At 72.1% G+C, this 24,375-nt stretch carries 22 protein-coding genes and 1 pseudogene; 2 read left to right on the top strand and 21 right to left on the bottom strand.

Annotated elements, in window-relative coordinates; genetic code table 11:
* Positions 1–82 precede the first annotated feature (82 nt).
* From EOE48_RS24035 to EOE48_RS24025, 3 genes are read right to left on the bottom strand one after another with little or no spacing between them, the layout of a single operon-like run.
* Positions 83–1,297 carry an ABC transporter substrate-binding protein gene (locus tag EOE48_RS24035; RefSeq protein ID WP_127733421.1) on the bottom strand — a complete coding sequence of 405 codons (1,215 nt, stop codon included), beginning with the start codon at positions 1,295–1,297 and terminating at the stop codon, positions 83–85.
* Between the two features lie 19 nt (positions 1,298–1,316).
* Complete coding sequence (locus tag EOE48_RS24030) at positions 1,317–2,768, bottom strand: glutamine synthetase family protein (RefSeq protein ID WP_127733420.1); 1,452 nt, start codon at positions 2,766–2,768, stop codon at positions 1,317–1,319.
* A 4-nt stretch (positions 2,769–2,772) separates the two neighbouring features.
* Positions 2,773–4,128 (bottom strand): aromatic ring-hydroxylating dioxygenase subunit alpha, encoded by a 1,356-nt coding sequence (locus tag EOE48_RS24025; RefSeq protein WP_127733419.1) that lies wholly within the window; start codon positions 4,126–4,128, stop codon positions 2,773–2,775.
* Between the two features lie 248 nt (positions 4,129–4,376).
* Between EOE48_RS24025 and EOE48_RS24020 the strand changes: the two genes are divergently transcribed.
* Positions 4,377–5,177, top strand: a complete 801-nt coding sequence (locus EOE48_RS24020) for an IclR family transcriptional regulator domain-containing protein (RefSeq protein ID WP_127733418.1) — start codon at positions 4,377–4,379, stop codon at positions 5,175–5,177.
* Between the two features lie 351 nt (positions 5,178–5,528).
* On the opposite strand, the gene EOE48_RS24010 is transcribed toward EOE48_RS24020, so the two are convergent.
* From EOE48_RS24010 to EOE48_RS24000, 3 genes are read right to left on the bottom strand one after another with little or no spacing between them, the layout of a single operon-like run.
* A complete protein-coding gene (locus EOE48_RS24010; RefSeq protein ID WP_127733416.1) occupies positions 5,529–6,350 on the bottom strand; it encodes an ABC transporter permease in 822 nt (273 codons plus the stop codon).
* Positions 6,351–6,352: 2 nt separating this feature from the next.
* The gene (locus tag EOE48_RS24005; protein WP_127733415.1) at positions 6,353–7,162 is read right to left on the bottom strand and encodes an ABC transporter ATP-binding protein; all 810 of its coding nucleotides are present in this window, start codon (positions 7,160–7,162) and stop codon (positions 6,353–6,355) included.
* Complete coding sequence (locus tag EOE48_RS24000) at positions 7,159–8,247, bottom strand: ABC transporter substrate-binding protein (RefSeq protein ID WP_187371524.1); 1,089 nt, start codon at positions 8,245–8,247, stop codon at positions 7,159–7,161. Before EOE48_RS24000 ends, EOE48_RS24005 begins: the two co-directional genes overlap by 4 nt.
* A gap of 85 nt (positions 8,248–8,332) precedes the next feature.
* Between EOE48_RS24000 and EOE48_RS23995 the strand changes: the two genes are divergently transcribed.
* Complete coding sequence (locus EOE48_RS23995; RefSeq protein WP_127733413.1) at positions 8,333–9,058, top strand: phosphoribosyltransferase; 726 nt, start codon at positions 8,333–8,335, stop codon at positions 9,056–9,058.
* A 7-nt stretch (positions 9,059–9,065) separates the two neighbouring features.
* Here the strand turns inward: EOE48_RS23995 and EOE48_RS23990 are convergent, their stop codons facing one another.
* The 15 genes and pseudogenes from EOE48_RS23990 to EOE48_RS23920 all read right to left on the bottom strand — a co-directional run bounded on the left by EOE48_RS23990 (position 9,066) and on the right by EOE48_RS23920 (position 24,327).
* Entirely contained in the window at positions 9,066–9,959 is an 894-nt protein-coding gene (locus tag EOE48_RS23990) for an HpcH/HpaI aldolase/citrate lyase family protein (RefSeq protein ID WP_127733412.1), read from the bottom strand.
* Between the two features lie 68 nt (positions 9,960–10,027).
* The gene (locus EOE48_RS23985; protein WP_127733411.1) at positions 10,028–10,795 is read right to left on the bottom strand and encodes an SDR family oxidoreductase; all 768 of its coding nucleotides are present in this window, start codon (positions 10,793–10,795) and stop codon (positions 10,028–10,030) included.
* Entirely contained in the window at positions 10,792–11,601 is an 810-nt protein-coding gene (locus EOE48_RS23980) for an N-acyl homoserine lactonase family protein (protein WP_127733410.1), read from the bottom strand. Before EOE48_RS23980 ends, EOE48_RS23985 begins: the two co-directional genes overlap by 4 nt.
* Positions 11,598–12,590, bottom strand: coding sequence for an Ldh family oxidoreductase (locus tag EOE48_RS23975; protein WP_127733409.1), 993 nt, complete (start codon positions 12,588–12,590; stop codon positions 11,598–11,600). The genes EOE48_RS23980 and EOE48_RS23975 overlap by 4 nt, the downstream gene beginning before the upstream one ends.
* Positions 12,591–12,882: 292 nt before the next feature.
* Positions 12,883–13,275: a carboxymuconolactone decarboxylase family protein gene (locus tag EOE48_RS23970; RefSeq protein WP_127733408.1), complete on the bottom strand. Its 393-nt coding sequence runs from the start codon at positions 13,273–13,275 to the stop codon at positions 12,883–12,885.
* Between the two features lie 43 nt (positions 13,276–13,318).
* Positions 13,319–14,539: an ABC transporter substrate-binding protein gene (locus tag EOE48_RS23965; protein WP_127733407.1), complete on the bottom strand. Its 1,221-nt coding sequence runs from the start codon at positions 14,537–14,539 to the stop codon at positions 13,319–13,321.
* A gap of 338 nt (positions 14,540–14,877) precedes the next feature.
* Positions 14,878–16,110, bottom strand: coding sequence for an ABC transporter substrate-binding protein (locus EOE48_RS23960; protein ID WP_127733406.1), 1,233 nt, complete (start codon positions 16,108–16,110; stop codon positions 14,878–14,880).
* Between the two features lie 59 nt (positions 16,111–16,169).
* The gene (locus EOE48_RS23955) at positions 16,170–16,877 is read right to left on the bottom strand and encodes an ABC transporter ATP-binding protein (RefSeq protein ID WP_127733405.1); all 708 of its coding nucleotides are present in this window, start codon (positions 16,875–16,877) and stop codon (positions 16,170–16,172) included.
* Positions 16,864–18,645, bottom strand: a complete 1,782-nt coding sequence (locus tag EOE48_RS23950; protein WP_127733404.1) for a branched-chain amino acid ABC transporter ATP-binding protein/permease — start codon at positions 18,643–18,645, stop codon at positions 16,864–16,866. The genes EOE48_RS23955 and EOE48_RS23950 overlap by 14 nt, the downstream gene beginning before the upstream one ends.
* A complete protein-coding gene (locus EOE48_RS23945; protein WP_127733403.1) occupies positions 18,645–19,598 on the bottom strand; it encodes a branched-chain amino acid ABC transporter permease in 954 nt (317 codons plus the stop codon). The genes EOE48_RS23950 and EOE48_RS23945 overlap by 1 nt, the downstream gene beginning before the upstream one ends.
* A gap of 120 nt (positions 19,599–19,718) precedes the next feature.
* Positions 19,719–21,134, bottom strand: a complete 1,416-nt coding sequence (locus EOE48_RS23940; protein ID WP_246154783.1) for an MmgE/PrpD family protein — start codon at positions 21,132–21,134, stop codon at positions 19,719–19,721.
* Positions 21,135–21,241: 107 nt separating this feature from the next.
* Positions 21,242–22,150, bottom strand: a pseudogene (locus tag EOE48_RS30400) (NAD(P)-dependent oxidoreductase); the annotation flags it as partial.
* A 131-nt stretch (positions 22,151–22,281) separates the two neighbouring features.
* Entirely contained in the window at positions 22,282–22,959 is a 678-nt protein-coding gene (locus EOE48_RS23930) for a haloacid dehalogenase type II (RefSeq protein WP_127733401.1), read from the bottom strand.
* Positions 22,960–23,078: 119 nt separating this feature from the next.
* Entirely contained in the window at positions 23,079–23,282 is a 204-nt protein-coding gene (locus EOE48_RS23925) for a hypothetical protein (protein WP_246154779.1), read from the bottom strand.
* Between the two features lie 118 nt (positions 23,283–23,400).
* Complete coding sequence (locus tag EOE48_RS23920) at positions 23,401–24,327, bottom strand: LysR family transcriptional regulator (protein ID WP_127733399.1); 927 nt, start codon at positions 24,325–24,327, stop codon at positions 23,401–23,403.
* Positions 24,328–24,375 lie beyond the last annotated feature (48 nt).

Here is a 24,375-nt window from a genome sequence, read left to right as displayed (position 1 = left end):
TGAAGTTGCGATCCCGATCTGGAGCGGGGATCCCGCGCTGGACTCTCAATCGTCGAACCACCCGCTTCGAGCCCTTCCCGCCCTACGCCAGCGGGTCGGTGACGCGGTCGAACTTGTCGAACTCGGTGCAGACGAGCCTGCCGTCGATCCGCTCGGTGCGGCGGACGTAGACCGTCTGGACGATGTCGCGGGTCTCCGGCCCGATCTCGATCGGCCCTCGCGGGCTCTCGAAGGCGAGGCCGCGCAGCGCCGTCATCAGGGCGTCGCCGCCCTTGCCGCCGGACTTGGCGAGCGCCGCGTCGAGGGCGGCGAGGCCGTCATAGGCGGTCATCGCCATGTAGTTCGGCGCGTAGTCGCCGTGCTCGGCCCGGTAGCCGGCGACGAAGCGGCGGTTGAGGTCGGACGGGTGCGCGGTCGAGTAGTGGTGGGTGGTGATCAGCCCGAGCCCGGCGTCGCCCGCCGCCTGCATGTAGCTGTCGTCCATCGCCTCGCCGGTGGCGAGGAGCCTGATCCCGGCCTCGGCCAGCCCACGCTCGCGCGCCGCCTTGAGGAAGTTGTTGGGCAGGTCGCCGGAGGGAAAGAAGAAGAACGCCGCCTCGGGCTTCTCGTCGCGGATGCGCTGGACGAAGGCGGAGAAGTCCGGGTTGCTCAAGGGCGCGCGCAGGGCGCCCACCACCTTGCCGCCGGCGGCCGCGAAGCTCTGCCCGAACGCCTTCTCGGCATCCGCCCCCGGGCCGTAATCCGAGACCAGGGTCATGGCGGTCTTGGTGCCCTGGCGCCCGGCCCAGGTGCCCATCGGAGCGCTGACCTGCCCGACCGTGAACGAGATCCGGGCGAAGTACGGCGACTTCGACGGGATCACCGAGGCCGAGGCGTTGAGCACGATGCAGGGGATCTTGGCCTGGCTCAGCACCGGCCCGATCGCGATGGCGTTGGGGCTGAAGTCGAGGCCCATGATGGCGTCGACCTTGTCGCGGGTGATGAGCTCGCGGGCGAAGCGCGTGGCGAGGTCCGGCGCCGGGCCGGCGGTGTCGCGCTTGATGATCGCGACCTCGCGCCCGGCGACCTTGCCGCCGTTCTGCTTCAGCCACAGGGCCATGCCGTTGTCCATCTGCCGGCCGTAATCGGCATAGGGACCGGAATAGGTCACGATCATGCCGATCCTGAGCGGCTCCGACGACTGCGCCAGGGCCGGCCGGCCGAGGGCGAGCGCGGCGGCGCCGGCGCCGAGGGATTTCAGCACCGTGCGGCGGTCGGAGGTGCGCCGGGCAATACCGTCGAGTGTGGCCTCGTCCATCGTCGCGTCCCCTGGTGGATCAGAACAGGTCGAAGTATTCGCGCTGTTCCCAGTCGGTCACCTCGGCCTGGAAGCGCTCGATCTCGGCCGACTTGATGCGCAGGTAATAGTCGATGAAGGCGGAGCCGAACGCGTCGCGGAAGAACGCGCTGTCGTGAAGCGCGATCACCGCCTCGCGCAGGCTCTTGGGCAGCAGCGGCGCCTCGGCCTCGTAGGGTGCGTCGGCCGACGCACCGGGCTCCAGCCCGCGGGCGATGCCGTCGAGGCCGGCATGGATCTGCGAGGCCATGTAGAGATAGGGGTTGGCCAGCGGCTCGCCGGCCCGGTTCTCCAGCCGGGTCGCCGGGTCGCCCGGCCCGCCGAGGACCCGCACCATCACGCCGCGGTTGTCGCAGGCCCAGATCGCCCGGTCGGGGGCGAGCGAGTAGCCGCGGTAGCGCTTGTAGCCGTTGATCGTCGGGGTGGTGAACACCGCCGCCGCCCGGGCGTGGTGGAGCAGCCCGGCGAGGTAGTGCCGGCCGAGGGGCGAGAGCGGCTGGCCCTCCTCGGACGCCGATCCCTCCGGAGCCATGAACAGGTTGCGGCCGCTGTCGCGGTCGCGCAGGCTCTGGTGCAGGTGCCAGCCCGACGCGAAGGAATTGGCGATCTGCGGCCGGCACATGAAGGTGGCGTGGTAGCCGTGGCGGGCCGCGACCTGCTTCACGCAGGAGCGGAACAGCACCATCAGGTCGGCCGGTTCGAGGCCGGTGGTCGGCGCGAAGGTGAACTCGCACTGGCTCGGCCCGAACTCGACCTCGACCGAGCGCAGGGGCAGGCCGAGGGCCAGGACGGCGCGGCGGATCGGATCGAGGGCCGGCGCCATCTGGTCGTAGCGCTGCTCGGTCAGGTACTGGTAGCCCTTGGACAGAAGCCCGACCTCGGGCGGCCGGCCGGGCTGGGTCGCGTCCTCGGGGGCGAGGCGCGGATCGGCCATCCGGTAGAGGTGGAACTCGACCTCGATGCCGGCGACGAAGTCCCGGCCCTGTTCGGCGAGGCGCGCCAGCGCCTTGCGGTAGAGGCCGCGGCCGTCGAACGGGAACGGCCGGCCATCGCGAAAGAACAGGTCGCAGAGCAGGAAGCCGGTGCGCTCGGCCCAGGGCAGCACCCGGAAGGTCGCCGGGTCGGGCAGCATCGCGAGGTCGGCCGCGCCTTCGAACTCGCGCAGGCCCAGGCCCCCGCCGGCCGAGAAGACCGGAAACACCGTGCGGTGGGCGGTGTCCTTGAGCAGCAGCGTCGAGGTGGCGAGGCAGCCGGCGCGCAGGGCCTTGACCGCCTCGCCCGCCACCAGGGTCTTGCCGCGCAGGACGCCGTGCTGGTCGGGGAACGACAGCCGGACGACCTCGATGCCCTGCTCCTCGATGGTGCGGGCGACACGGGCGGCCTGTTCCTGCCGCTCCGAGCCCCACAGGCCGCAGGTCTCCGCGAGGCTCATCGGCTCACTCGGCCGCTTCGGCGGGCAGGCGGGCGGCGATCTCGGCCGGCACCGGCGCGACCCAGGGCGCGCCGCGGCGGCGCTTCACGTCGACCTCCATCCAGTAGGTCTCCCAGCCGCGGGTCGGCCCGATTCCGTCCATCGTCGCCGGGCCCTGGACGCTGCGGGCGGTGCGGGCGTCGAGGGCGAGCAGCGGCGCCTCGCCGGCCTCGACCTTGGCGATCTCCTCGCGCAGGATCCGGCGGTAGAGGATGATCGCCTTGTCGGACTGGCCGAGATGCTCGCGGGTGCGGTCCTGGATCCGGCCCATCGATTCCACCGCCCACTGGTCGTGGACGTTGATGTCGGCGCCCATGCCCGTGTAGGTGCTGTGCTGCTGCTCGTGCGGATCGAAGCCGTAATCGTTGTGGCGGTTCTTGCGCGAGACGTAGTCCGGCAGCTCGTAGAGTTCGAGGCGCTGGTCGCGCATCTTCTGCTTGTCCACCGGCTTGGTGTAGCTGGTGAACACCGCGTACCAGTAGCAGGTCTCGTCGTCGACGGGGACGTGCCACTGGGTGATGGTCATCTCGGTCGAGAGCGGGATGACGAAACCGTGCGGGAAGAGCTGGTTCGTCACCCGGACATGGGTGCGCGCCTCGTCGATCTCGCGCAGGGCGATGATGCGCATGCCGTACTCGGTGCGCTCGACGTTGATGATCGGACGGTCGTATTCGCGCAGGATCCGGGTCATCGGCAGGTGGCTGTCGGCGGAGGCGCCGCGGAACTGCTTGCCGTAGGCGTCGTGCGGGTCCTCGTCCTCGAAGAAGCGGTGCAGGAACGAGGCGTGGGCCGGGTCGATGCCGACCTCCAGCGCCTGGAGCCAGTTGCACTCGATCAGGCCCTTGAACGCGAAGGTGTAGGACTCCTCGGCGACGAAGCAGTCGATCTCGGGGAAGGCCGGCGGCTCGCCCTCGCCGAGATAGGCCCACAGGATGCCGGACCGCTCGACCACCGGGAAGGCGCGCTGGCGGATGTTGGCGCAGAGCCGCGAGCCCGCCGGCTCGGCCGGGGTTTCCAGGCAGCGCCCCTCGGCGTCGAACAGCCAGCCGTGGAAGGCGCAGCGAAGGCCCGCCGGCTCCAGCCGCCCGAAGGCGAGGTCGGCGCCGCGATGGGGGCAGTCGCGGTCGATGAGGCCGTAGCGGCCCTGGCCGTCGCGAAACAGCACGAAGTTCTCGCCGAGCAGGCGCACCGGGCGCACCGGCCGCTCGCCGGCGAGCTCGTCGACGAGGGCCGCCGGCTGCCAGTAGCGGCGCATGAGCCGGCCGAGGGGCGTCGCGGCGCCGACCCGGGTGATCCTGTCGTTCTGTTCCTGGCTCATCATGGCGGCGTTCTCCCGCGCGAGGTCGGCCCGGACTCTGGGGTCTCGTTCGCTGACCGAATTTCCGGCGTCAGAGTGGAACGGCTCCAGACGGGCCGCAAGGGAAATGTGCGGGCACGTCGCGGGTAGAGCGTGGGCAAACGCCGCGCGATGCGCCAGAAACCGCTCATTGTGTTCGGTCAGCGAACAATCCTCTGGGAGCTCGTTCAGGGCCGTGCTACGGACGGGCTCGCCCCGACCAGGATCCGACCATGCCACGCCTGCGGCGCCCGGAGGACGAGCCCGGCCTCGCCGACCGGCCCGGCCCGGAATACCTCGAAATCCTCGCCCGCGGCCTCCGGGTCGTCGCGGCGTTCAACGCCGGCCCGCGGCAGATGACGCTGTCCGAGTTGGCGGCGCTGGTCGACGCGCCCCGCTCCACCGTGCGGCGGGTGCTGCTGACGCTCGAACATCTCGGCTACGTCGCCCGCGACGGCCGCCATTTCAGCCTGACGCCGCGGGTGCTGGTGCTGGCCTCGGCCTACCTGACCTCGAACCCGCTGCCGGCGCTGATGCAGCCGGTGGTCGATGGATTGTCCCGGCGCACCGGCGAGGCGTGCTCGGCGGCGGTGCTCGACCGCGACGAGGCGGTGATGATCGCCCGCGCCAGCCCGTCGCGCATCATCACGGTCGGGCTGGAGGTCGGCTACCGCCTGCCGGCCTATTGCTCGGCGGTCGGCCGGGTGCTGCTCGGCGGCCTGACCGAGCCCGACCTCGACGCCGCCCTCGGCCGGACGCCGCTGGAGCGGCTCACCCCCGCCACGGTAACCGACCCGGTGATCCTCAAGGCGCTGGTGATCGCCGGGCGCGAGCAGGGCTACTCGCTGGTCGACGAGGAGGCCGAGCACGGCTTCCGCTCGATCGCCGTTCCGGTGACCCGGCGCGACGGCTCGCTCGCCTGCGCGCTGCATATCGGGCTCGCCGCCCAGCGGGCGAGCGTGGGGCGGATGCTCGACGAGTTCCTGCCGCTGCTGCGCGCGGCGGCGGCGGAGATCGGGCCGCTGGTGCCGTGAGCGGTGGCGGCCCGAGCTATCGTATTGCTACATCTCCGAAAGGAGGCGCGGGGATCTCTCCTCGCCCCGCTTGCGGGGAGAGGCCCGATCACCCCCTGTTGGGTGGTCGGGGAGCCCGAAGGGCGAGGGTGAGGGGGCAGTTCCGGAGGAGGCTCCTCCTGAACCGCCCCCTCACCCTCGGCTGCCGCCTCGCATCGGCGACAACGAGGTGTGGGATCTTCGATCCCCAGATGCCCTCTCCCCGCAAGCGGGGCGAGGAGAACGCGCACAAGCCGTTATGTGAATCCGCAAGCGCGCCTGGGAGAGGGGATAAGTGCCCCGACTTCTCCCGGACACCCACCAGGGGCCCCATCACCCCCCATACCACCGCAGCGCCACCCGCTCGGCCAGCGCCGTGAGGGCGTAGAGCCCCAGCCCGATCCCGCAGAGCAGCGCGATCGAGGCGAAGATCAGGGCCATGTCGGCCTGCGAGGCGGCGAACAGGATCATGTAGCCGAGCCCGGCCTGGGCGGTGATGAACTCGCCGACGATGACGCCGATCATCGCGAAGGTGATGGCGATCTTCGCGCCGGCGAAGACGTGCGGGATCGCCGCCGGGAAGCGGACGTGCAGGTAGGTGCGCCACGCCCCGGCGCCGACCGAGCGGCACAGCCGCAGCAGGTCGCGGTCGACGCCGTCGAGGCCGGCCAGCGTCGCGATCACCACCGGGAAGAAGGCGATGAAGACCGCGAAGGTCAGGCGCGACCCGGTCCCGATCCCGAGCCAGACGATGAACAGCGGCGCCAGCGCGATCTTCGGGATGAGCTGGAAGAACACCACGTTCGGATACAAGGCCTCGCGCGCCAGCCGCGACGCCGAGACGAGGACCGCGAGCCCGGTGCCGAGGACGAGGGCGATGAGGAAGCCGGCAACGGTCTCCAGCGTCGTCGGCACCGCCTGCCCGAGCAAGAACGGCCCCGTGGCGACGAGGCGCTCGGCGACGGCGCTCGGGCTCGGCAGCAGGGCCGGCGAGATGCCCCGCAGGCGCACCAGAGCCTCCCAGAGGCCCAGCACGAGGGCGGCGGTGACGAGCGGCAGCAGGATCCGGCGCAGGGTACCGCGCCACGGCAGCAGGCGCCCGCGGGGGAGGACGGGGGCGGGGGCGGGGGACGCCAGGGTGTCGGGGATCGCCATGGTCAGGCCGCCGCCGCGGCCGGCCCGCGCATGGCGCGGTGGATCGCGTCCTTCAGGTCGAGGCACAGGGCATTGAAGGCCGGGTCGGCCTCGATCGCCGGGTCGCGCGGGCGCGGGAACGGCACCGCCACCTCGGCGACCACCGTCGCGGGGCGCCGGCCCATGACCAGGATCCGGTCGGACAGAAACACCGCCTCGCGGATCGCGTGGGTGATGAACAGGGTGGTCTTGCGCTCCCGCGCCACGATCTCGCCGAGCGCCAGCACCATCTCGTCGCGGGTGATCGCGTCGAGGGCGCTGAACGGCTCATCCATCAGCAGGATCGCGGGATCGGCGATGAGGGCCCGGCACAGGGCGACGCGCTGGCGCATGCCGCCGGAGAGTTCCCGCGGGCGCTTGTCGGCGAAGCCCGACAGCCCGGCCAGGGCGAGGAGGGCGCCGGCGCGCTCCGTGGCGCCGGCCATCGGCCGGCCGCTCATCCGCAGCGGAAACAGCACGTTGTCGCGCACGCTCTTCCACGGCAGCAGCGTGGCGTCCTGGAACATCAGCCCGACCCGGGTCTGCGGCCCCTCCACCGGCCGCCCGGCGAGGGCGAGGCTGCCGCGGGAGGGCGCCTCCAGCCCGGCCACCATCAGCATCAGGGTGCTCTTGCCGCATCCCGACGGGCCGAGGATCGACACGAACTCGCCCTCCGCGACCGTGAAGCTGACGCCGGCCACCGCCTCGACCGGGCCGGAACGCGACGGGTAGGTCTTGGCGACGCCCGAGACGCGGATCGCGGGTTCCGCCCGGGGCGGCGCGGGATCGCTCATCCGAGGATCGCGGCGTAGTCGGCGGTGCCGGCCCGCACCGCGTCCCACTCGGCCTTCGACAGCGTCACCGACCCGACGAAGGCGTTGGAGAAGAGTTGCGCCGGGTCGGGGCGCACCGCGTCCTTGGGCACGCCGTAGGTCATCACCATGTCGACCATCGCGCCGGCCCGGTCGAGGTCGGTGTAGCCCAGCGCCCGGGTCTCGGCCTCCGGCGACAGCACGGTGTAGTGCATCAGTCCCTGCGACACCCGGGCATTCTCGCGCCCGGTCGGGGTGATGCCGATCTCCGGCACCTCGCGCACGAAGATGTCGAGGGCGGCGTTGGGGTCCTTCAGCGCGAAGGCGAGCCCTTCGGTCAGCGCCTCGGTCACCGCCCGGCACAGCTCGGGGTCGCGGGCGAGGGTCTCGCGCCGGGTGACGACCTGACCGGCGTACAGCGAGACGTCGGACTTGCTCCAAAGCAGGAAGCGGCAAGGCTCCTTCATCGCCAGGATGACCGGGACCGAACTCGTCGCGATGGCGGTGATGGCGTCGACCTGCCGGTGGACCAGCCCCTGTTCGAGGACACGGTTGTCCATCTGCACCATCTTCGTGCCCGACACGTCGATGCCGGCCTTCTTGACGAAGGCGTTCCAGTACGGCGCCTCGGCAGAGGTCGGGACGGTGCCGATGGTCTTGCCGGCCAGATCCTGCGGGGACCTGATCGGCGAATCGCCCCGCAGCGCCACGCCCATCGTGGCGTCGTAGCCGAGGGTGGCCAGCGCCACGAGCGGCAGGCCGCGGGCGGCGCCCAGGATGGTGCCGCCGGCGAAGACGAAGCCGAAATCGAACTCGCCCGCCGCGACCGCCTGCGCGGCGGCGACCGAGCCGTAGCCGCGGGCGATGGTGGCCTCGATGCCGCGCTTCCTGAAGAAGCCCTGGTTGCGGGCGACGTAAGTGAACAGGGTCGAGCCGTTGGCCAGCCACGGCAGCGTGATCCTCACCGCCTTGGCCGATTGCCCGAGGGAGGGACGCGGCATCACGGCCGCGGCGGCGGCGGCCCCGCCCAGCAGGCCGCGGCGGCTGAGCTTGCTCCGTGGCGTCATTCTCTGCTCGCCTCCCCGATCGTTCGATCGCTCGCGGCCAAGCCAGAACCGTGCCATCGTGTCGGCTCGCGCGAGGGAAGGCGGCATGGACGGGACCGGGCAGCGATGGACCGAGCCGACGACGGGCTACTGGCAGACCCTGCTGCCGGACTGGCCCGGGGGCCGCCCGCCGACGCCGCCCTACCGCTTCGGCTACCCGGTGCGGCTGCCGGACGGCCGCGTCCTGGTCCTGCCGATCCGGCCGCTGCCGGACGGGACCCATGCGGTCGCCTCGCTGATCGCCAACCAGGCCTCGTTCGCGGTCGTGCGGGCGCTCGCCGGGTTCATGGCGCGGGCCGCCGACGAGGCCGGCGCCGAGACGATCGTCGGGCTGCCGACCCTCGGCCTCGCCTTCGCGCCGCTGGTCGCCGAGGATCTCGGCCACGCCCGCTACGTGCCGCTCGGGTACTCGCGCAAGTTCTGGTACGAGGACCGCCTGTCCGAGCCGGTCGCCTCGATCACCAGCCCCGGCGGCGGCAAGCGGATCTTCGTCGATCCCAACCAACTCGACCTGCTGCGCGGGCGCCGCATCGTGGTCGTGGACGACGCGGTGTCGTCGGGCACCACCGCGGCGGCGGTGGCGCGGCTGTTCGGGCGCCTCGGCCTCGACGTGGCGGCGATCGTCGTGGCGATGCGCCAGACGCAGCGGTGGCGCGCGCCCCTCGCGGCGGTCGATCCGGCGCTGCCGGACCGGGTGCGGGGCGTGTTCGACTGTCCACGGCTCGCGGCGACCGCGGAGGGCTGGGTTCCGGTCGAGGATTCCGAGGCGTGAGCCCGATTCACAGTGCCGCCGGAATCGTCACGCCGAGCACGGCCGCGCGGTCGAGCAGCCGCAGGGCCGCCTTGTAGGACGGCACCTCGATGCGGTGGCCGTCGAGTTCGGCCGGGGTGACGCCCCGGTCGCGGGCCTGCTCGAACGTCGCGATCAGGCGCAGCGCCGCCCTCATCTGCTCGTCGGACGGCGTCAGCCGGGCGGCGACAGGGGCGACCTGGGCCGGATCGACCAGCGCCTTGGCCTTGAACCCGCGGGCGAGGGCGAAGTCGAGGTCGCGGTCGACGTCCTCGCGGCGCGAGAAGGTGTAGGGGCAGTCGATCGCCAGCACGCCGGCGGCGACGCACTCGAACAGGAACCGCGACCGGGCGTAGGCCAGCTCCTCCGAGCCCGGCGTGCGGCCGACGCCGATGTCGGCGGCCAGATCCTCGCTCGCCAGCAGCATCGCGGTGACGCGCGGGCTCGCCTCCGCCATGGCGGTAATGCGCACCAGCGCCGCCGCGGTCTCGACGTTCGGCACGATCTCGGTCGCGCCGATGGCGAGGCCGAGGTCGCGCTCGTGCCGGGCGATCTGGCGGTCGAGGGCGGCGACCTGCTCGGGGCCGGCGGTCTTGGCGAGCAGGATCACGCCGATCCCGGCCCGCATCGCGGCGGCGAGGTCGTCGTGGCCGACATGTTCGAGCGGGTTGAGGCGCACCGCCGGGATGACGCCGGACGCGCGGCAGGCTTCCGCGATCGGCCGGCACAGCCGGCGCGCCTGCGCCTTGAGCTGCGGCGGGGTGAAATCCTCGAGATCCTGGATCAGCACGTCGGGACCGGCCTCGGCAGCCCGGCGCAGGGCGGCCTCGTCGGCGCCCGGGGCGAAGATCCAGGTCCGGCGGGCGGCGATCGGTCGGGTCATGGCGGCGGGCCTCTCGTGGGGACGCGGCGGGACGATCCCGCGATCCGGGTCGCGGGACAACCGCCCGGTCACGCCACCGACCAGCCGCCGTCGACCGGGATGACCGCGCCGGTGATGTCGCGCGCCGCCGGCCCGCACAGGAAGACGACGAGGGCGGCGACGTCCTCCGGCTGCACGAAGCGGCCGCTCGGCTGGCGCTCGCTGAGGTAGAGCCGCGTCGCCTCCGTCTCGCTCAGGCCCCGCTCGTTCGCCAGCGCGGCGATGCGGGCGAGGATCGCCGGCGTCGGGACGGTGCCGGGGCTGACGGCGTTGCAGGTGACGCCGGTGCCGGCGGTTTCCAGCGCCAGGGTGCGGGTGAGCCCGACGAGCCCGGCCTTGGTCGCGGTGTAATCGACCCGCCGCCGGGCGCCGCGCTCGGCGTAGAGCGACGCGACGTTGACGATGCGGCCGAAATCCCGCGCCCGCATTCCCGGCAGGGCGAGGCGCGCGAGGTGGAACGGCGCCGATAGGTTGACCGCCACGGCCCGGTCCCAGTCGGCGGCGGAAAACTCCTCCGCCGGCGCGAAGTGGCGGACCACCGCGTTGTTGACCAGGATGTCGGGTCCGCCCGGGATGCCGGCCGCCAGGGCGTCGATCGCCGCCGGGTCGGCGAGGTCGGCCCGGCGATAGGCGACCGCGACGCCGTGGCGGGCGGCGAGCGCCGCCCGGACCGGCTCGGCGGCCTCGGGATCGTCGAGGCCGTGCAGCACGACCGCGTGGCCGGCCGCCGCGAGCGCCTCGGCGCAGGCGAGCCCGAGGCCGCCGGTGGACCCGGTGACGAGGGCGGTCCGGCTCATGCGCCCGTCCGGGGCGCGACGTCGAGCCGGACCGCGATCCCGTCGAGGTCCGGCGACACCGCCGGGTAGAGCGCCATCACCCGCGGGTCGTGCCCGGGCACGACGTGGTCCCGGCTATCGGCGAGCGCCCGCACGGTGCGGAAGCCCTCCAGCATCGCGCCGACGTCGTGGACGGCCGGGAAGGGGCGGCCGGTCGCCATGTTGGCGTAGAAGTGGGTCGCGTCGGAGGCGACCACGACCCAGCCGCGCCGGGTCCAGACCCGCACGACCTGGAGGCCGGCGGAGTGACCGCCGATCCGGTGCAGGCTGAGGCCGGGGACGATCTCGGCGGCGCCGTCGTGGAACGTCACCGCCCCGGCATGGACCCGGCGCACGAGGCCGACCACGTCCTCGACGTCGTAGGGGTGGCGCAGGAACGGGTGGCACATGCAGCGCCCGGTGGCGTAGGCGACCTCGCTGTCCTGGCAGTGGAAGCGCGCGCGCGGGAAGTCGCCGAGCGAGCCGGCATGGTCGTAGTGCAGGTGGGTCAGGATCACCTCGTCGACGGCGCCGGGGTCGATCCCGAGCAGCCCGACGCCCTCCGCCGGGCGGCGCAGCATCGTCCGGCCGCGCTCCGCCGCCGAGGTCGGGTTGAAGCCCGTATCGATCACGAAGCAGCGGTCGGCGTTGCGTGCCACCCACACGAAGTAGTCGAGATCCTCGCCCGATTCGTGCGCGTCGGCGCCGATGAAGTTGTCGGAGGCCTTCCGGCCGGAATGGTGGCCGTAGCGGATGGCGTAGAGCTCGAAGGGTTCGGGATGGGTCATTGGGGGCGCTCCGCGAGGGCGACGAGCCGGGCGTGCAGCACGTCCGGGATCTCGATGGCGTCGTCGGCGAGGCGCCGCGCCCGGGCGGCGCGGGAGCGGTCGAACGGCATCCGCACCGGCTCGCCGCCGGGCACCGGCCGGGCCGAGCGGACCGCCTCGCCGTAGGCCGTGACGTTGCGGCGGAACACGTCCTCGGGGCCGAGCAGACCGGGCTTCATCAGCACGATGACGAAGCCGAATCCGGCGAGGTCGGGCGGGATCGGGTCCGAGCCCGCCATGATGCCGAGCAGTTGCACCACGATGGCGAGGCCGGAACCGCGATGGCCGCCCCAGGCCGCGAAGGCGCCGGCCAGCGCCGCCGCCGGGTCGCGGGTCGGCGCCCCGTCCGGTCCGAACGCCACGCCCTCCGGGATCGGCTGGCCGAGCCGGCCGGCGAGCGTCACCTCGGCATGGATGATCGCCGAGGTGCCGATGTCCCAGATCACCGGCTCGCCGTCGCTCGGGAAGCCGAAGCAGATCGGGTTGGTGCCGAACCGTCCCTCGGTGGCGCCGTGCGGGGCGACCCAGGGCGAGGCGTTCGACGCAATGACGCTGACCAGCCCGGCCGCCGCCGCCATCTCGGCGTAGTGGGACAGCATGCCGGTGTACCAGGTGTCGTTGGCGCCCACGACCGCGATGCCGCTCGTCGTCGCCTTGTCGATCGCGATCGTCGTGGCCCGGTGCGCCACGAGGTAGCCGAGCTGGTCGCCGCCCTCGATCCGGGCCGAGACCGGCGTCTCGTGCCGGACCACGATCGGCCGCCGGCGATCGCCGGTGCGCTCGAACCGCTCGGCGATCGAGATCGCGCGGGCGAGCCCGCCATAGGCGGCTCCGCGCAGCTCGCAATCGAGCAGGTGGTCGGCGATCAGCGCCGCCTCGGCCTCGTCGTGGCCGAGGGCTCCCATGACGCGCGCCGCCAGGGCACGCGCCTCATCGACAGACAGACGCATCGGGGTCTCCTCGGCCCCGGCCGCCAGGGGGCGGGGGCTTGGTGGAAGCTGGTCCTAAATTACTGCTGCTGCTCAATAAACTCGCAACGGCCCCACCCTCCCCCCTCTGCGGGGGAGGGTGCCCTGCGAAGCAGGGCGGGAGAGGGGATCGCGACGCTTCGGAAGGTAGCACCCGTCAGCGAGGGCGCGACCTCTCCGGAGGCGGCGTCCCCTCTCCCGGCTCGCTCCGCTCGCCACCCTCCCCCGCGGAGGGGGGAGGGTTCGCGTCGGCGCCGTAAGCGACCGCCCGCCCTCAATTGTCCGGCTTGCCGGCCTCGACCTCCTTGAACACCTCGCGGGCGATGCGGAACGAGTCGACCCCGGCCGGGATGCCGCAATAGATCGCGACCTGGAGCAGGATCTCGCGGATCTCGTCCTTGGTGACGCCGTTCTTCAGCGCGCCCTTGAGGTGCATCTTGAGTTCGTGCGGGCGGTTGAGCGCGCTCAGCATCGCCAGGTTGAGCATCGAACGGGTCTTCTTCGGCAGCCCCTCGCGGCCCCAGACGGCGCCCCAGCAATACTCGGTGGTGAGCTGCTGCATCGGCAGGTTGAAGTCGTCGGCATTCGCGATCGAGGTCTCGACGAACTCCTTGCCGAGCACGCTCTTGCGGATCTCCAAGCCGCGCTCGTAGGTTTCCTGGCTCATCTCGTCGTCCTTGTGATGGAGGGAGTCGCGATCCGGGGACGGATCAGCGCTTCGGCCAGAACGGCTCGGCCACCGCGAGCTGCTTGGGGAAGACCGTGACCGGGATGCCGTTCTGCCACTGCACGACCGTCATCTCGGCGTCGACGCGGCGGCCCTTGCCGTCGAACTTGATCAGGCCGCCGGGGAAATACTTGGACGGTCCGCCGTCCATGGTGCGCAGGGCCTCGGCGACGGCCTCCTTGTCGGCCTTGCCGGCCTTCTCGAGCGCGTCGCGGATCACCCACATGTCGCCGTAGGTCGAGATTGCGTTCTGGGTCATCCAGGGCTCGTTGAAGCGGGACTTGAGTTCGGCAACCAGATCCTCGTGCCCCTTGGTCGCCCAGCTTCCGACGCAGGTGAGCACGCCCTGGAGCAGGCTCGGGTTGATCGTCTGGAGGATGTCGGGCTCGGCGATGGCGATGCCGAACGAGATCGTCGGGATGCGCCCTTGCGAGAGGCCGAACTCGTTCATCTTCTCCAGCACCAGCTTGGCGTCGGAGATGACGGTGGGCAGGAAGAACAACAGATCGGGCCGGGTCGAGCGGACCTTCTGCACCAGCGGCGTCGCGTCCGACAGCGGCGGGGTGAAGGTCTCGTCCATCACGAGGTCGAGGCCGACCTCCTTCAGCAGCCCCTCGCGCATCGGCTTGGCCGAGGCGACCGAGGCGCCGGTGTTGTCGGTGATGATCGCCACCGTCTTCGGGCGCTTGCCGGCGGCGGTCTCGGCGAGCCGCATGATGAGCGGCAGCGCCTGCCGGGCCTGCGAGGCGGCGGTGGCCGAGGTCTGGAAGACGTAGTGGAAGCCGCGCTCGGTGATGAGGTCGGAATAGGACAGCGTCAGCACCGGCAGGTGCGCGCGCTCGGTCACCTCGGTCACCGCCAGCGTGAACGACGACAGGTAGGCGCCCGACGCCGCCACGAGGTCGGGCTCCTGGGCGACCATGCGCTGGGCGGCGTTCTTCGCCTTCTCGGTCGTGTCGCCGCAATCGAGCACGACGAGGCGGAACTTCGCGCCGCCGAGGGCCTTGACGCCGCCGGCCTTGTTGATGTGGTCGACCGCCATCTCGGCGCCCATCCGCATCACGCTGCCGGGCCGGGCGTAGAGGCCCGACAGCGGCACCAGCAGCCCGACCTTCACCTCGGCGGGCGCCTGCGCGAAGGCGCGGGGCGCCGCCAGCGCCGCGGCGCCGGCGGCCAGCAGGGTGCGGCGCGTGGTCCTGGTCATCGTGGTGTCCTCCCGGTCTGGCCCTCTCGCGGGGCCGTTTCAGATGGTCGCCGTCCTTGCCGTCATTGGTGGATGAGGCTCGGCCCGAAGTGCTTGCAGTCGGCGGGGGCGGTTCTCGATGTGGCGCGGGTCCCCCTCTCCCGAGTGGGAGAGGGGACAGGGGTGAGGGTGGCTCGGGTTCAGAATGAACCGCGAACCGTCGAGCTGCCCAGCTCAACCGTTGGTGCCTGCTTCTGGAGCCGAGCCACCCTCACCCCTACCCCTCTCCCACTCGGGAGAGGGGATCCCGCGCCTGAAAATCCTATCGTGAGATCAGTATCTTATAGCTCGTTTCCACGTCAGCGCTTGGGCCAGAACGGCGGGGCGAGGGCGAGGTCGTCGGGGAAGACCGCGACCGGCACGCCCTTCTGCCACTGGACGATCACCACCCCGGCCCCGATGCGCCGGCCCTTGTCGTCGAATTGCAGCCGGCCGCCCGGGTAGTAGCGGGACGGACCGAAATCACCCGTGCGCAGGGCCTCGGCGACGGCGGCGCGGTCGGCCTTGCCGGCCTTCTCCAGGGCATCCTTGATCAGCCACATGTCGCCGTAGGTCGAGACGATGTTCTGGGTCGCCCACGGCTCGCCGTACTTCGCCTTGACGTCGGCGATGAGCTTTTCCTGACCCTTCACGCCCCAGTTCGCCACGATGGTCATGATGCCCTGCACCACCTCGGGCGATACGCTCTGGAGCATGTCCGGCTCGGCGATGGTGATCGAGAACGAGATCGTCGGCACCCGGCCCTGGCCGAGGCCGAACTCGTTCATCTTCTCGATCCCGAGCTTGGCGTCGGCGATCGCGTTCGGCATGAACAGGAAAAGGTCGGGCCGGGTCGAGCGGACCTTCTGGATCAGCGGCGTCGCGTCGGAGAGCGGCGGCGTCCACACCTCGTCCATGACGAGCTGCAGCCCGAGCTGCGGAAACAGCTTCTCCTTGAGCGCCTTGGCGGTGGCGACCGAGGTGCCGGTGTTGTCCATCGCGATCGCGACGGTCTTCGGCCGCTTGCCGGAGGCGGATTCGGCGAGCTTCATCAGCTCGGGCAGGCCGAGCGCCGACTGCGCCGCCGCGGTCGCGGCGGTCTGGAAGATGTAGCGGAAGCCGCGGTCGGTGAGCAGGTCGGAATAGGACAGGGTGAGGAGCGGCAGCGCCGCCCGCTCGGTGACCTCGCTGACCGCGAGGGTGAACGACGACAGGTAGGCGCCGGTGGCGGCGACGAGGTCGGTCTCCTGCGCCACCATGCGCTGGGCGGCGTTCTTCGCCTTCTCGACGGTGTCGCCGCAATCGAGCGCCACCAGTTCGAGCCTGGCGCCGCCGAGCGCCTTGATGCCGCCGGCGGCGTTGACGTCGGCGATCCCGAGTTCGGCGCCCATCTTCATCACCGCGCCGGGCCGGGCGTAGAGGCCCGACAGCGGCACGATCAGGCCGACCTTCACGGGCGCCGGCGCCTGCGCCCGCGCCGCGGTGGCGAGGCCGAGGGCGGCGCTGCCGCCGACGAAGCCCCGCCGCGTGAGTGATGAAACAGTCCCGGTCATCCTCGCTCCTCCCGATCGGCCCGCCTCTCCGGGCGGAGTGCCGTCCCGTGAAACCCCGGTCACATCCCGAGATACGCCTGCCGCACCCGGTCGTCGGCGCGCAGGGTCGCGTTGGTGCCGTCGAGGACGACGCGGCCGGCCTCCAGCACGTAGCCGTGGTCGGCCGATTCCAGCGCCTCGGCGACGCGCTGCTCGACCAGCAGGATCGTCAGCTTCGTCTGGGCCCGGATCTCGATCAGCTTGTCGAAGATGAAGTCGGCGATCGCCGGCGCGAGGCCCATCGACGGCTCATCGAGCATCAGCAGCTTCGGGGCCGAGGCGAGGCCGCGCCCGATCGCCACCATCTGCTGCTCGCCGCCCGACAGGGTGCCGGCATACTGGCCGCGGCGCTCGGCCAGGACCGGCATCAGCCCGAAGATGAGGTCGAGGCTGCGCTTCCAGGCCCGGCGGCCGGCCTCGGTATAGGCGCCCATCTCCAGGTTCTCCATCACGGAGAGCGAGGGGAAGACCTGCCGCCCCTCCGGGACGTGGGCGATGCCGAGATGGGCGCGCCTCGCCGCCGGAACCGTGCGCAGGTCCTGGCCCTCGAACCGGATCGTGCCGGCCGACGGCGCGACGACGCCCGAGATGGTCTTGAACAGGGTCGACTTGCCGGCGCCGTTCGGCCCGACGATGGCGACGAACTGCCCGGCCTCGACCCGGGCCGACACACCCTTCAGGACCGAGACCGCGGTGTAGCCCGCCGAGACGTTCTCAAGCGTGAGCATGGGCCACCCATTTCTTGCCGAGATAGGCCTCGATGACCTGCGGATCGCGGGTCACCTGTTCGGGCTCGCCGTCCACCAGCACCGCGCCGTGGTCGAGAACCAAGAAGTGGTCGACGAGGCGGACCATCGCCTGCATCGTGTGCTCGATGATGACGATGGTGATGCCGCCCTCGGCGAGACGCCGGATCACCGCCACCACCTCGTCGGCCTCGCCGTGGCCGAGCCCGGCCAGGGTCTCGTCGAGGAGCAGCAGCCGCGGCTGGCCGGCGAGCGCCCGGGCCAGTTCCATCAGGCGCAGCTCCTTGGTGGTGAGCTGCCCGGCGATCCGGTCGGCGACGGCGCTCAGCCCGACCTGCTCGACCGCTGCGTCGGCGAGGCGGCGCGCCTCGTCCTCGCTGCCGGCGCGGAGATAGGCGCCGACCCGGACGTTGTCGCGCACCGACATCCGCAGGAACGGCCGCATGACCTGGAAGGTGCGGCCGATCCCGGCCCGGGCCAGCTCGTGCGGCATCGCCCCGACCCGGTCGCGGCCGGCGACGATCACCTGCCCGGCATCCGGGCGCAGGAAGCCGTTGAGCAGGTTGAACAGCGTCGTCTTGCCGGCGCCGTTCGGGCCGATGATGCCGAGGATCATCCCCTCGTGGACGTCGAACGAGACGTTCTGCACCGCCTTGAGCCCGCCGAACGACTTGGACAGGCCGCGCACCGAGAGCAGCACCTCGCCGGTGCGGCGGCGCGCGCGGGACGGGCGCGCCGGCGCCGCGAAGGGGACGACGCCCGCCTCGACGGCGGCGGGAGGGGCCTCGGGGACCGGCGCCGCGGCCCGGCGCTGGCGCAGCCGGTCGCGCACCCGCCAGTACACGCCCTCCGGCGCCAGCAGGATCACCGCCATGATGGCGAGGCCGAAGATCACGCCCTGGATGCCGGGGATGCGGGCGCCGAGTTCGGCGTGCAGGATCTCCGAGACCGGGATCAGCACCGCCGCGCCGATCAGCGGCCCCCAGACGGTGCCGACGCCGCCGAACATCGACACGGTGAGCGCCTGGGCCGAGACCAGCATGCCGAACACCGAGGGCGGCGTGACGACGAGCAGGACGACGGCGTAGAACGCCCCGACCGCCCCGGCGATCGCCCCCGACAGCGCGATGGCGCGCAGCTTCCACGCCAGGGTGTTGATCCCGGCCGCCTCCGCCGCCGCCTCGTTCTGCTTGATCGCGAGCAGCGCCATGCCGAAGCGCGAGCCCTCGATGGCGCGGGTGATGAGCACCACCGCCAGCAGCATGACCAGGGCCACCAGCGTGTAGAGCCGGGGGTCGGAGAACTGCATGTAGGCGAAGGGGGCATCGCGCTTGATCGGGAGGGTCACCTCCTGGAAGCCGAGCCACTCGAACACGTAGAGCATCGCCAGCGGGTAGGCGAGCATCGCCAGCGCGAAGTAGTGCCCGCGCAGGCGGAAGGTCGGGATGCCGACGATCAGCCCGGCGAGGCCGCCGACGACCGCGCCCGCCGGGATCAGCAGCCACGGGCTGAGGCCGAGGTAGATCTGCCCAAGCGCCGTGGTGTAGGCACCGAGGCCGAAGAAGGCGGCGTGCCCGAACGAGACGAGGCCGGTATAGCCGGACAGGAGGTTCCAGGACAGGCCGAAGATCGCCCAGACCAGCACCAGCGTCAGGGTGAGCTGGTAGTACGAGTTGGTGACCAGGGCGGCGAGGCCGGCATAGAGCGCCGCGGCGACGAGGATCGGCCCGAGGGAGCGCAGCGTCGGCATCAGGTCCGCTCCACCATGCGGCCGAAGAACCCTTGCGGCCGGAAGAAGACGATGAGGAGGAAGACGGCGAAGATCGCGGCGTTCTGGAGCTGCGTCGGCAGGATCAGGGTCGAGAGCTGCTGCACGAGCCCGATCGTCATGCCGCCCCAGAACGCGCCGGTGATCGAGCCGAGGCCGCCGAGCACGACGCCGGCATACATCACGATGACGTAGTCGATGCCGATGTAGGGGTGGAACGGGTAGTTGGTGGCGAGCAGGCCGCCGGCGACCGCGGTGATCGCCGAGCCGAGCCCGAAGGCGATCCGGTGCGAGCGGTCGATGTCGATCCCCATGTAGGTCGCGGCCTCGGGGTTGTCGGCCGAGGCCCTGAGCGCCTTGCCGAGCCGCGAGCGGGTGATGACCGCCGACAGCACGATCATCGCCGCCACCGAGATCAGTGCCGCGATGCCGCGGGCCTTGTTGACGAAGACCGCGACGTCCTCGCCCCAGAGCGGCCCGATCTCCCAGGCCGAGGACGAGAGCGGCGTGCGGATCGAGGCCAGCACCGAGCCGAACACGATCAGGCCGCCGTTCTGCAGCACCAGGGCGACGCCGAGGGTCAGGATGAGCTGGGCGAAATGGCCCTCGCCTTCGAGCCGGGTGGTGCGCGCCCCCGTCACCCGCGAGATCAGGAAGCGGTGGATGAGGTAGCCGAAGGCGAACAGCAGCGGCCCGCTCAGCAGGATCGCCACGTAGGGGCCGAAGACGCTGCCGAAGACCGCCTGGACCCCGAAGCTCAGGAACAGGTAGTAGGCGGCGTACATGCCGAGCATCATCACGTCGCCCTGCGCGAAGTTGATGACCCGCATGACCCCGAAGATCAGCCCGAGGCCGACGCACATCAGGCCGTAGATCGCCCCGGCCAGCAGGCCGGCCGCGAGGGCCTGGAGCATGTTCTCGACGACCTGCGCCATCAGCCGAGCCCTCCCGCGCACGCGCCGCGTGCGTGCCGCCGCACACCCTTCATCGTTCTCTCCCGTCAGCCCGGCGGATCTCGTGTCCGCTCGGGAAATTCCTGCGCCGATCCGCCTGGTTCAGCCCCGCGGCGCCCGCCGCCCGGCGGCGAGCCGGGGCCGCGCGGCGTCGGCGGCGCACAGGGCCGCCACCGCGCCGGCATCCGCGGCCGCCTCCAGCCGGTCGACCGCCTCCTCGATGGCGTCGGCCCGTCCGGCCGGCAGCACCGCGTCGGCCGCCTGCCGGAAGCGGGCGCGGATCTCGCCCTCGGTCGCCGGAACCACGTCGGCGAGGCGCCGGCTGATCCGGGCGCCGGAACTCAGCGCGACCTCGACCTCGGCGCCCTGGCGGGCCGGAAAGTCCCGGGTGAAGCCCGGATCGCGCACCAGCCGCACCAGCGGCAGGATCCGGGTCACCGCCGGGTCGTCGAGCCGGGCATAGGCGGCCTCGTCGATCCGGCCGCGGGCCAGCGCCGCCGCGACCCCGTACGGAATGCTCATCTTGGCCTGGAGCGCGCGCACGAAAGGCCCGGCGGCGTCGCAGCCCGGATAGCGGATCGCCGCCTCGGGCAGGTGGACGGTCACGGCCTCGATCGTCTCGGCCGGACCGACCTCGCGGGCGACGGCGATCGCCGCCTGGCAGGCGGTCTGGGCGAAATTGCACGCCGGAACCGGCTTGTTGTAGACCGCCAGGATCTCGGCCTCGCCGTCGGGAAACAGCCGGATCGCGTCCGGCGCCGCCCGGCGGGCGAAGGCCGCGAACAGCCCGGCCTCGCCGTCGAGGATCGCCTCCGACCCGAACGCGCCGGCCCGGGCGAGATCGACCGCCGCGATCGCCCCGCGCGCCGCGACGCCCGGGTGGAAGTACATGTCGCTGCCACCTTCGCCGGGCCACTGGTTGAGGCCGCAGGAGGCGTTGGCGGCGAGCGCCAGGGCCGAGACCGCCTCGTCCTCCGAGAGCCCGAGCAGCACGCCTCCGGCGACCGCCCCGCCCAGAGGACCGAGGAGGCCGGTCGGGCGAAAGAGGCGGGCGAGGTCGGCGGTGAACAGCGCCCGGCCGATCCGCCCGCCGGCCTCGTAGCCGAGCGCGGCGGCGAGGAGCAGCCGGTCGCCCGCGACCCGCTCGCGCTCGGCCAGCGCCAGCAGCAGCGGCCAGAGCACCACGCCGTGATGGCCGATGCTCGCGGCGTGCATGTCCTCGCGCACCAGCCCGTGCCCGGCGGTGGCGTTGGCGAAGGCGGCCTCGCCGGCCGGCGCGGCCTTGGCGGTGCCGAGGATCGTCGCGCCGCCCTCGACGGTCGTCGCGATCGCCGCCGCCTGCCGGCTCGTCGGCAGGTCGCGGGCCTCGAAGGCGCAGGACAGGAAATCGAGCAGGCCGATCTTCAGCCGGTCGACCGCCGGGACCGGCAGGTCGGCGAGCCGCGCGGCGCGGGCCTGCCGCACCAGCGCCCGCGCCAGCCGCACCGGGGGCTCCGCCATCGTGTCACGGGACGCCATCGAACCCTCCCACGGCCTCCTTGGCCGATGCGGGCGCCGCCCCCGAGGGGCGACGGCGCGGCACACAGCTCTCTTGGGGACTTGTTCTTAGGGACTTGGCCGGGGGCTCAGCCGCGGATCTCGACGCCGGCCCATTCCTCCGACAGCCGCGCGATCGAGGTGAAGTCCGAGTCGGGGCCGTACTTGGCCTGGGTCAGCGCCAGGATCTGGCGCACCACCGCGCCCATGATCATCGGCACGCCCATCGCCTCGGCCTCGTCGAGGCACAGCCGCACGTCCTTGTAAGAGAGGGCGGTGGCGAAGCCGAAATCGAAGCTGCCGGGCAGGACCGAGCGCGGGAACTTGTCCTGCGTCGCGCTGTTGCGGCCGGAGCTGACGTTGATGATGTCGAGCAGGATCTTCGGGTCGAGCCCGGCCTTCACCCCCATCGCCATGCCCTCCGACGAGATGACGAGGGCGGCCGCCGCCAGCAGGTTGTTGACCAGCTTGGCGGTCTGGGCGAGGCCGGGCTTGTCGCCGGTGTAGAACACCTTGCCGAAGGTCTTCAGGATCGGCTCGACCGTGGAATCGAAGGTCTCGCGCGGGCACGACACCATCAGCGCGAGGGTGCCGCCCTTGGCCCCCGCGATGCCGCCGCTGACCGGCGCGTCGACCCAGGTCACCGCGCGGTCGCCGAGGCCCTGCGCGACGAGCCCGGCGACGCCCGGCCCGGTGGTCGAGAGGTCGATGAGGGTCCGCACCCGGTTGCCGTGGGCGACGCCGTTCTCGCCGAGCGTCACCGCCTTGACCACGTCGGGGGTCGGCAGGCTCATCAGGACGATCTCGGCGGTCGAGGCGACCTCGCCCGGGGAGGCCGCGACCCGCGCGCCCCGTGCTGCCAGCGCGGCGGTCGCCGCCGGCTGCTTGTCGTAGATGCAGAGCTGGTAACCGGCATCGAGCAGCCGTTCCGCCATCGGGCCGCCCATGCGGCCGATCCCGACGAATCCGAGTAATTCGCCCGCCATCGCGTGTCCTCCCCGGCCCTTCGGGTCTTCGCCCCGGGTCCGATCATGGAGGCAAGCCTAGCGAGGGCCAGCGCGCGGTGGCATCGTCGTTCTTGGAATAACAGCTTTGTCGCGCGCGGCTGCGACCGCGCACCCGGCGAGGCTTAGTCCAGCAGCCCGTCGAGGCCCCGGATCACCCGGGCCGGGGCGAGGTCGGGGTACTCGTCGGGCAGGCCGGCCCGGTTGACCCAAACCGGCGTGAAGCCGTAGGCGGCCGCGCCGGCCACGTCCCAGCGGTTCGACGACACGAACACGATCCCGGCCGCGCCGATACCCAGGCGTTCGGGCACGAGGTCGTAGGCGCGGGGGCTCGTCTTGAAGATCCCGGCCGGCTCGACCGACAGCACCGCGTCGAGATGCGGGTGGAGCCCGGCCGCCCGCACCGCGGCGTCGAGCATCGCCGGGTCGCCGTTCGAGAAGATCGCCGTCCGGAGGCCGGCCGCCCGCAGGGCCTCGAGGGTGGAGGCCACCTCCGGATAGGCGTCCAGCGACCGGTAGGCCTCCAGCAGCGCCGGGCGCACCGCCCGATCGACGTCAGGGTGGCGGGCGAGGGCGTGGTCGAGCGCCCGCTCGGTCAGCGTCCAGAACGGCGCGTAGCGACCGCACAGCGACAGCACCCAGGAATATTCGAGCTGCTTCTGGCGCCACGTCGCCGACAGCGCCTCCGCCTCCGGTCCCACGGCGGCGGCGTGGCGCTGCACGGCGGAGTGCACGTCGAGCAGGGTACCGTAGGCGTCGAAGACGACGGCGCGGGCGTCGGAGAGGGAAGACGGGAGGGGCATCGGTGCCTCGGGCTCGGGCGCGGCCGTCTCGGACGAGGGCCGGATGCGGGAAGTGTCGCATCACCGAGGCCGGGGATCACCCCGCGGCCCGATCCCCACAGGGATGAGACGGTCCGGCGCTAGGGTAGGAAGAGCTTGACGACAGCGGCGGTTCCGGCGATCAGCGCCGCCGTCGCAGCCACGCTGGCGGCCACGATCTGCCAGGGCGCGAGGGCGCGGTCGCGGTCGAGCTTGGCGGCCTCCGCCGTCAGCTTGCGCTGCTCGGCGCTGAATGTCTGCGACTCCTCGATGGACCGCAGGATGCGCGCGACCTGCTCGGCCATGTCGATCTCGCAGGAGGGGGCGCCTGCCATCTGGGTGTCTCGCGAACGGCCGGGATCGGCTTCCCTGACGTTGGGTGAGAGTGTGGACCGGCGGCACGGACGTCAAGGCGCCCGCCGCTCATGCAGGCTCCGACAGCCACAATCCGTCGCGCACCAGCGCGTGGACCTGCCGGCGCACCATCCCGGCCAGCGCCCGGGTCGCGACCGTCGTCGGCCGCTGGCTCGTCGTCGCGAGGATCAGCTCGCGGGTGAGGACCGGATCGGTGAGCGACCATTGCCGCATCCGGCCGGCCTGGATCAGGTGGCGCGCCGGCCCGTAGGACAGCAGCGTGTAGCCCACCCCCTGCTCGACGAGGCTGAGGGTCGAGGGCATCGCGTCGACCTCGAGGATCACCGATGGCGCGATCCCCGCCTCGCCGAGGCACGAATCGATCAGCAGCCGCAGCCCGTGCGGCCGGCCCGGCAGGATCATCGGAATCTCGGCGAGGCGGGCGGCGGGGACCGGGCGGTCGCCGAGGCCGAGGGGGTCGTTCGCCGGGCCGAGCAGGCTGATCTCCTCCTGGAGCAGCGGCTCGGCCCGCAGGTTGCTGGTGCGCGGCGCGTTGTAGAGCACCGCGACGTCGATCTTGCCGGTGAGCAGCCATTCGAGGATATGGCCGCTGAAGCCCTCGACGATCCGCATCGCGACCTCCGGGAACTCGGCCCGGAAGCAGCACACCAGCGGCACCGTCAGCACCGCGCCGACCGAGGGCGGCATGCCGATCGCGATGGTGCCGCGCGGACTGGAGCGGAGGGCCATCACCTCGCTCGTCGCCCGCTGCACCGTGTCGAGCACCCCGCCGGCATAGCCGTGCAGCAGCTTGCCGGCCTCGGTCAGCACGATGCCGCGGCCGTTCCTGTAGACGAGTTCGATGCCGAGCTCTTCCTCCAGTGCCTTGATCTGGCGGCTCAGCACCGGTTGGGCCACCGAGAGCACCGCTCCGGCGCGGGAGAAGGATCCGAACTCGGCCAGGGTCGCGAAAGCCTTGAGCTGCTTGAAGTCCATTCCGCCCTGCGCCGCGGGACCGTGCGCCCCGTCCTGTTGTTTTCGGAA

This window comes from Methylobacterium oryzihabitans (assembly GCF_004004555.2).
Taxonomy (GTDB): domain Bacteria; phylum Pseudomonadota; class Alphaproteobacteria; order Rhizobiales; family Beijerinckiaceae; genus Methylobacterium; species Methylobacterium oryzihabitans.
The sequence above is the reverse complement of the archived record's forward strand: the minus strand, read 5'-3'. Positions and strand labels throughout refer to the sequence as shown.

Coding starts and splice junctions, on each gene's coding strand:
- EOE48_RS24025 (WP_127733419.1), bottom strand. CDS start 4,128: ATGATGAGCCAGGAACAGAACGACAGGATCACCCGGGTCGGCGCCGCG.
- EOE48_RS24000 (WP_187371524.1), bottom strand. CDS start 8,247: ATGACGCCACGGAGCAAGCTCAGCCGCCGCGGCCTGCTGGGCGGGGCC.
- EOE48_RS23995 (WP_127733413.1), top strand. CDS start 8,333: ATGGACGGGACCGGGCAGCGATGGACCGAGCCGACGACGGGCTACTGG.
- EOE48_RS24030 (WP_127733420.1), bottom strand. CDS start 2,768: ATGAGCCTCGCGGAGACCTGCGGCCTGTGGGGCTCGGAGCGGCAGGAA.
- EOE48_RS23975 (WP_127733409.1), bottom strand. CDS start 12,590: ATGCGTCTGTCTGTCGATGAGGCGCGTGCCCTGGCGGCGCGCGTCATG.
- EOE48_RS23920 (WP_127733399.1), bottom strand. CDS start 24,327: ATGGACTTCAAGCAGCTCAAGGCTTTCGCGACCCTGGCCGAGTTCGGA.
- EOE48_RS23925 (WP_246154779.1), bottom strand. CDS start 23,282: ATGGCCGAGCAGGTCGCGCGCATCCTGCGGTCCATCGAGGAGTCGCAG.
- EOE48_RS23930 (WP_127733401.1), bottom strand. CDS start 22,959: ATGCCCCTCCCGTCTTCCCTCTCCGACGCCCGCGCCGTCGTCTTCGAC.
- EOE48_RS24035 (WP_127733421.1), bottom strand. CDS start 1,297: ATGGACGAGGCCACACTCGACGGTATTGCCCGGCGCACCTCCGACCGC.
- EOE48_RS23990 (WP_127733412.1), bottom strand. CDS start 9,959: ATGACCCGACCGATCGCCGCCCGCCGGACCTGGATCTTCGCCCCGGGC.
- EOE48_RS23985 (WP_127733411.1), bottom strand. CDS start 10,795: ATGAGCCGGACCGCCCTCGTCACCGGGTCCACCGGCGGCCTCGGGCTC.
- EOE48_RS23980 (WP_127733410.1), bottom strand. CDS start 11,601: ATGACCCATCCCGAACCCTTCGAGCTCTACGCCATCCGCTACGGCCAC.
- EOE48_RS23965 (WP_127733407.1), bottom strand. CDS start 14,539: ATGACCAGGACCACGCGCCGCACCCTGCTGGCCGCCGGCGCCGCGGCG.
- EOE48_RS24005 (WP_127733415.1), bottom strand. CDS start 7,162: ATGAGCGATCCCGCGCCGCCCCGGGCGGAACCCGCGATCCGCGTCTCG.
- EOE48_RS23950 (WP_127733404.1), bottom strand. CDS start 18,645: ATGCCGACGCTGCGCTCCCTCGGGCCGATCCTCGTCGCCGCGGCGCTC.
- EOE48_RS23955 (WP_127733405.1), bottom strand. CDS start 16,877: ATGCTCACGCTTGAGAACGTCTCGGCGGGCTACACCGCGGTCTCGGTC.
- EOE48_RS23940 (WP_246154783.1), bottom strand. CDS start 21,134: ATGGCGTCCCGTGACACGATGGCGGAGCCCCCGGTGCGGCTGGCGCGG.
- EOE48_RS23970 (WP_127733408.1), bottom strand. CDS start 13,275: ATGAGCCAGGAAACCTACGAGCGCGGCTTGGAGATCCGCAAGAGCGTG.
- EOE48_RS23960 (WP_127733406.1), bottom strand. CDS start 16,110: ATGACCGGGACTGTTTCATCACTCACGCGGCGGGGCTTCGTCGGCGGC.
- EOE48_RS24020 (WP_127733418.1), top strand. CDS start 4,377: ATGCCACGCCTGCGGCGCCCGGAGGACGAGCCCGGCCTCGCCGACCGG.
- EOE48_RS23945 (WP_127733403.1), bottom strand. CDS start 19,598: ATGGCGCAGGTCGTCGAGAACATGCTCCAGGCCCTCGCGGCCGGCCTG.
- EOE48_RS24010 (WP_127733416.1), bottom strand. CDS start 6,350: ATGGCGATCCCCGACACCCTGGCGTCCCCCGCCCCCGCCCCCGTCCTC.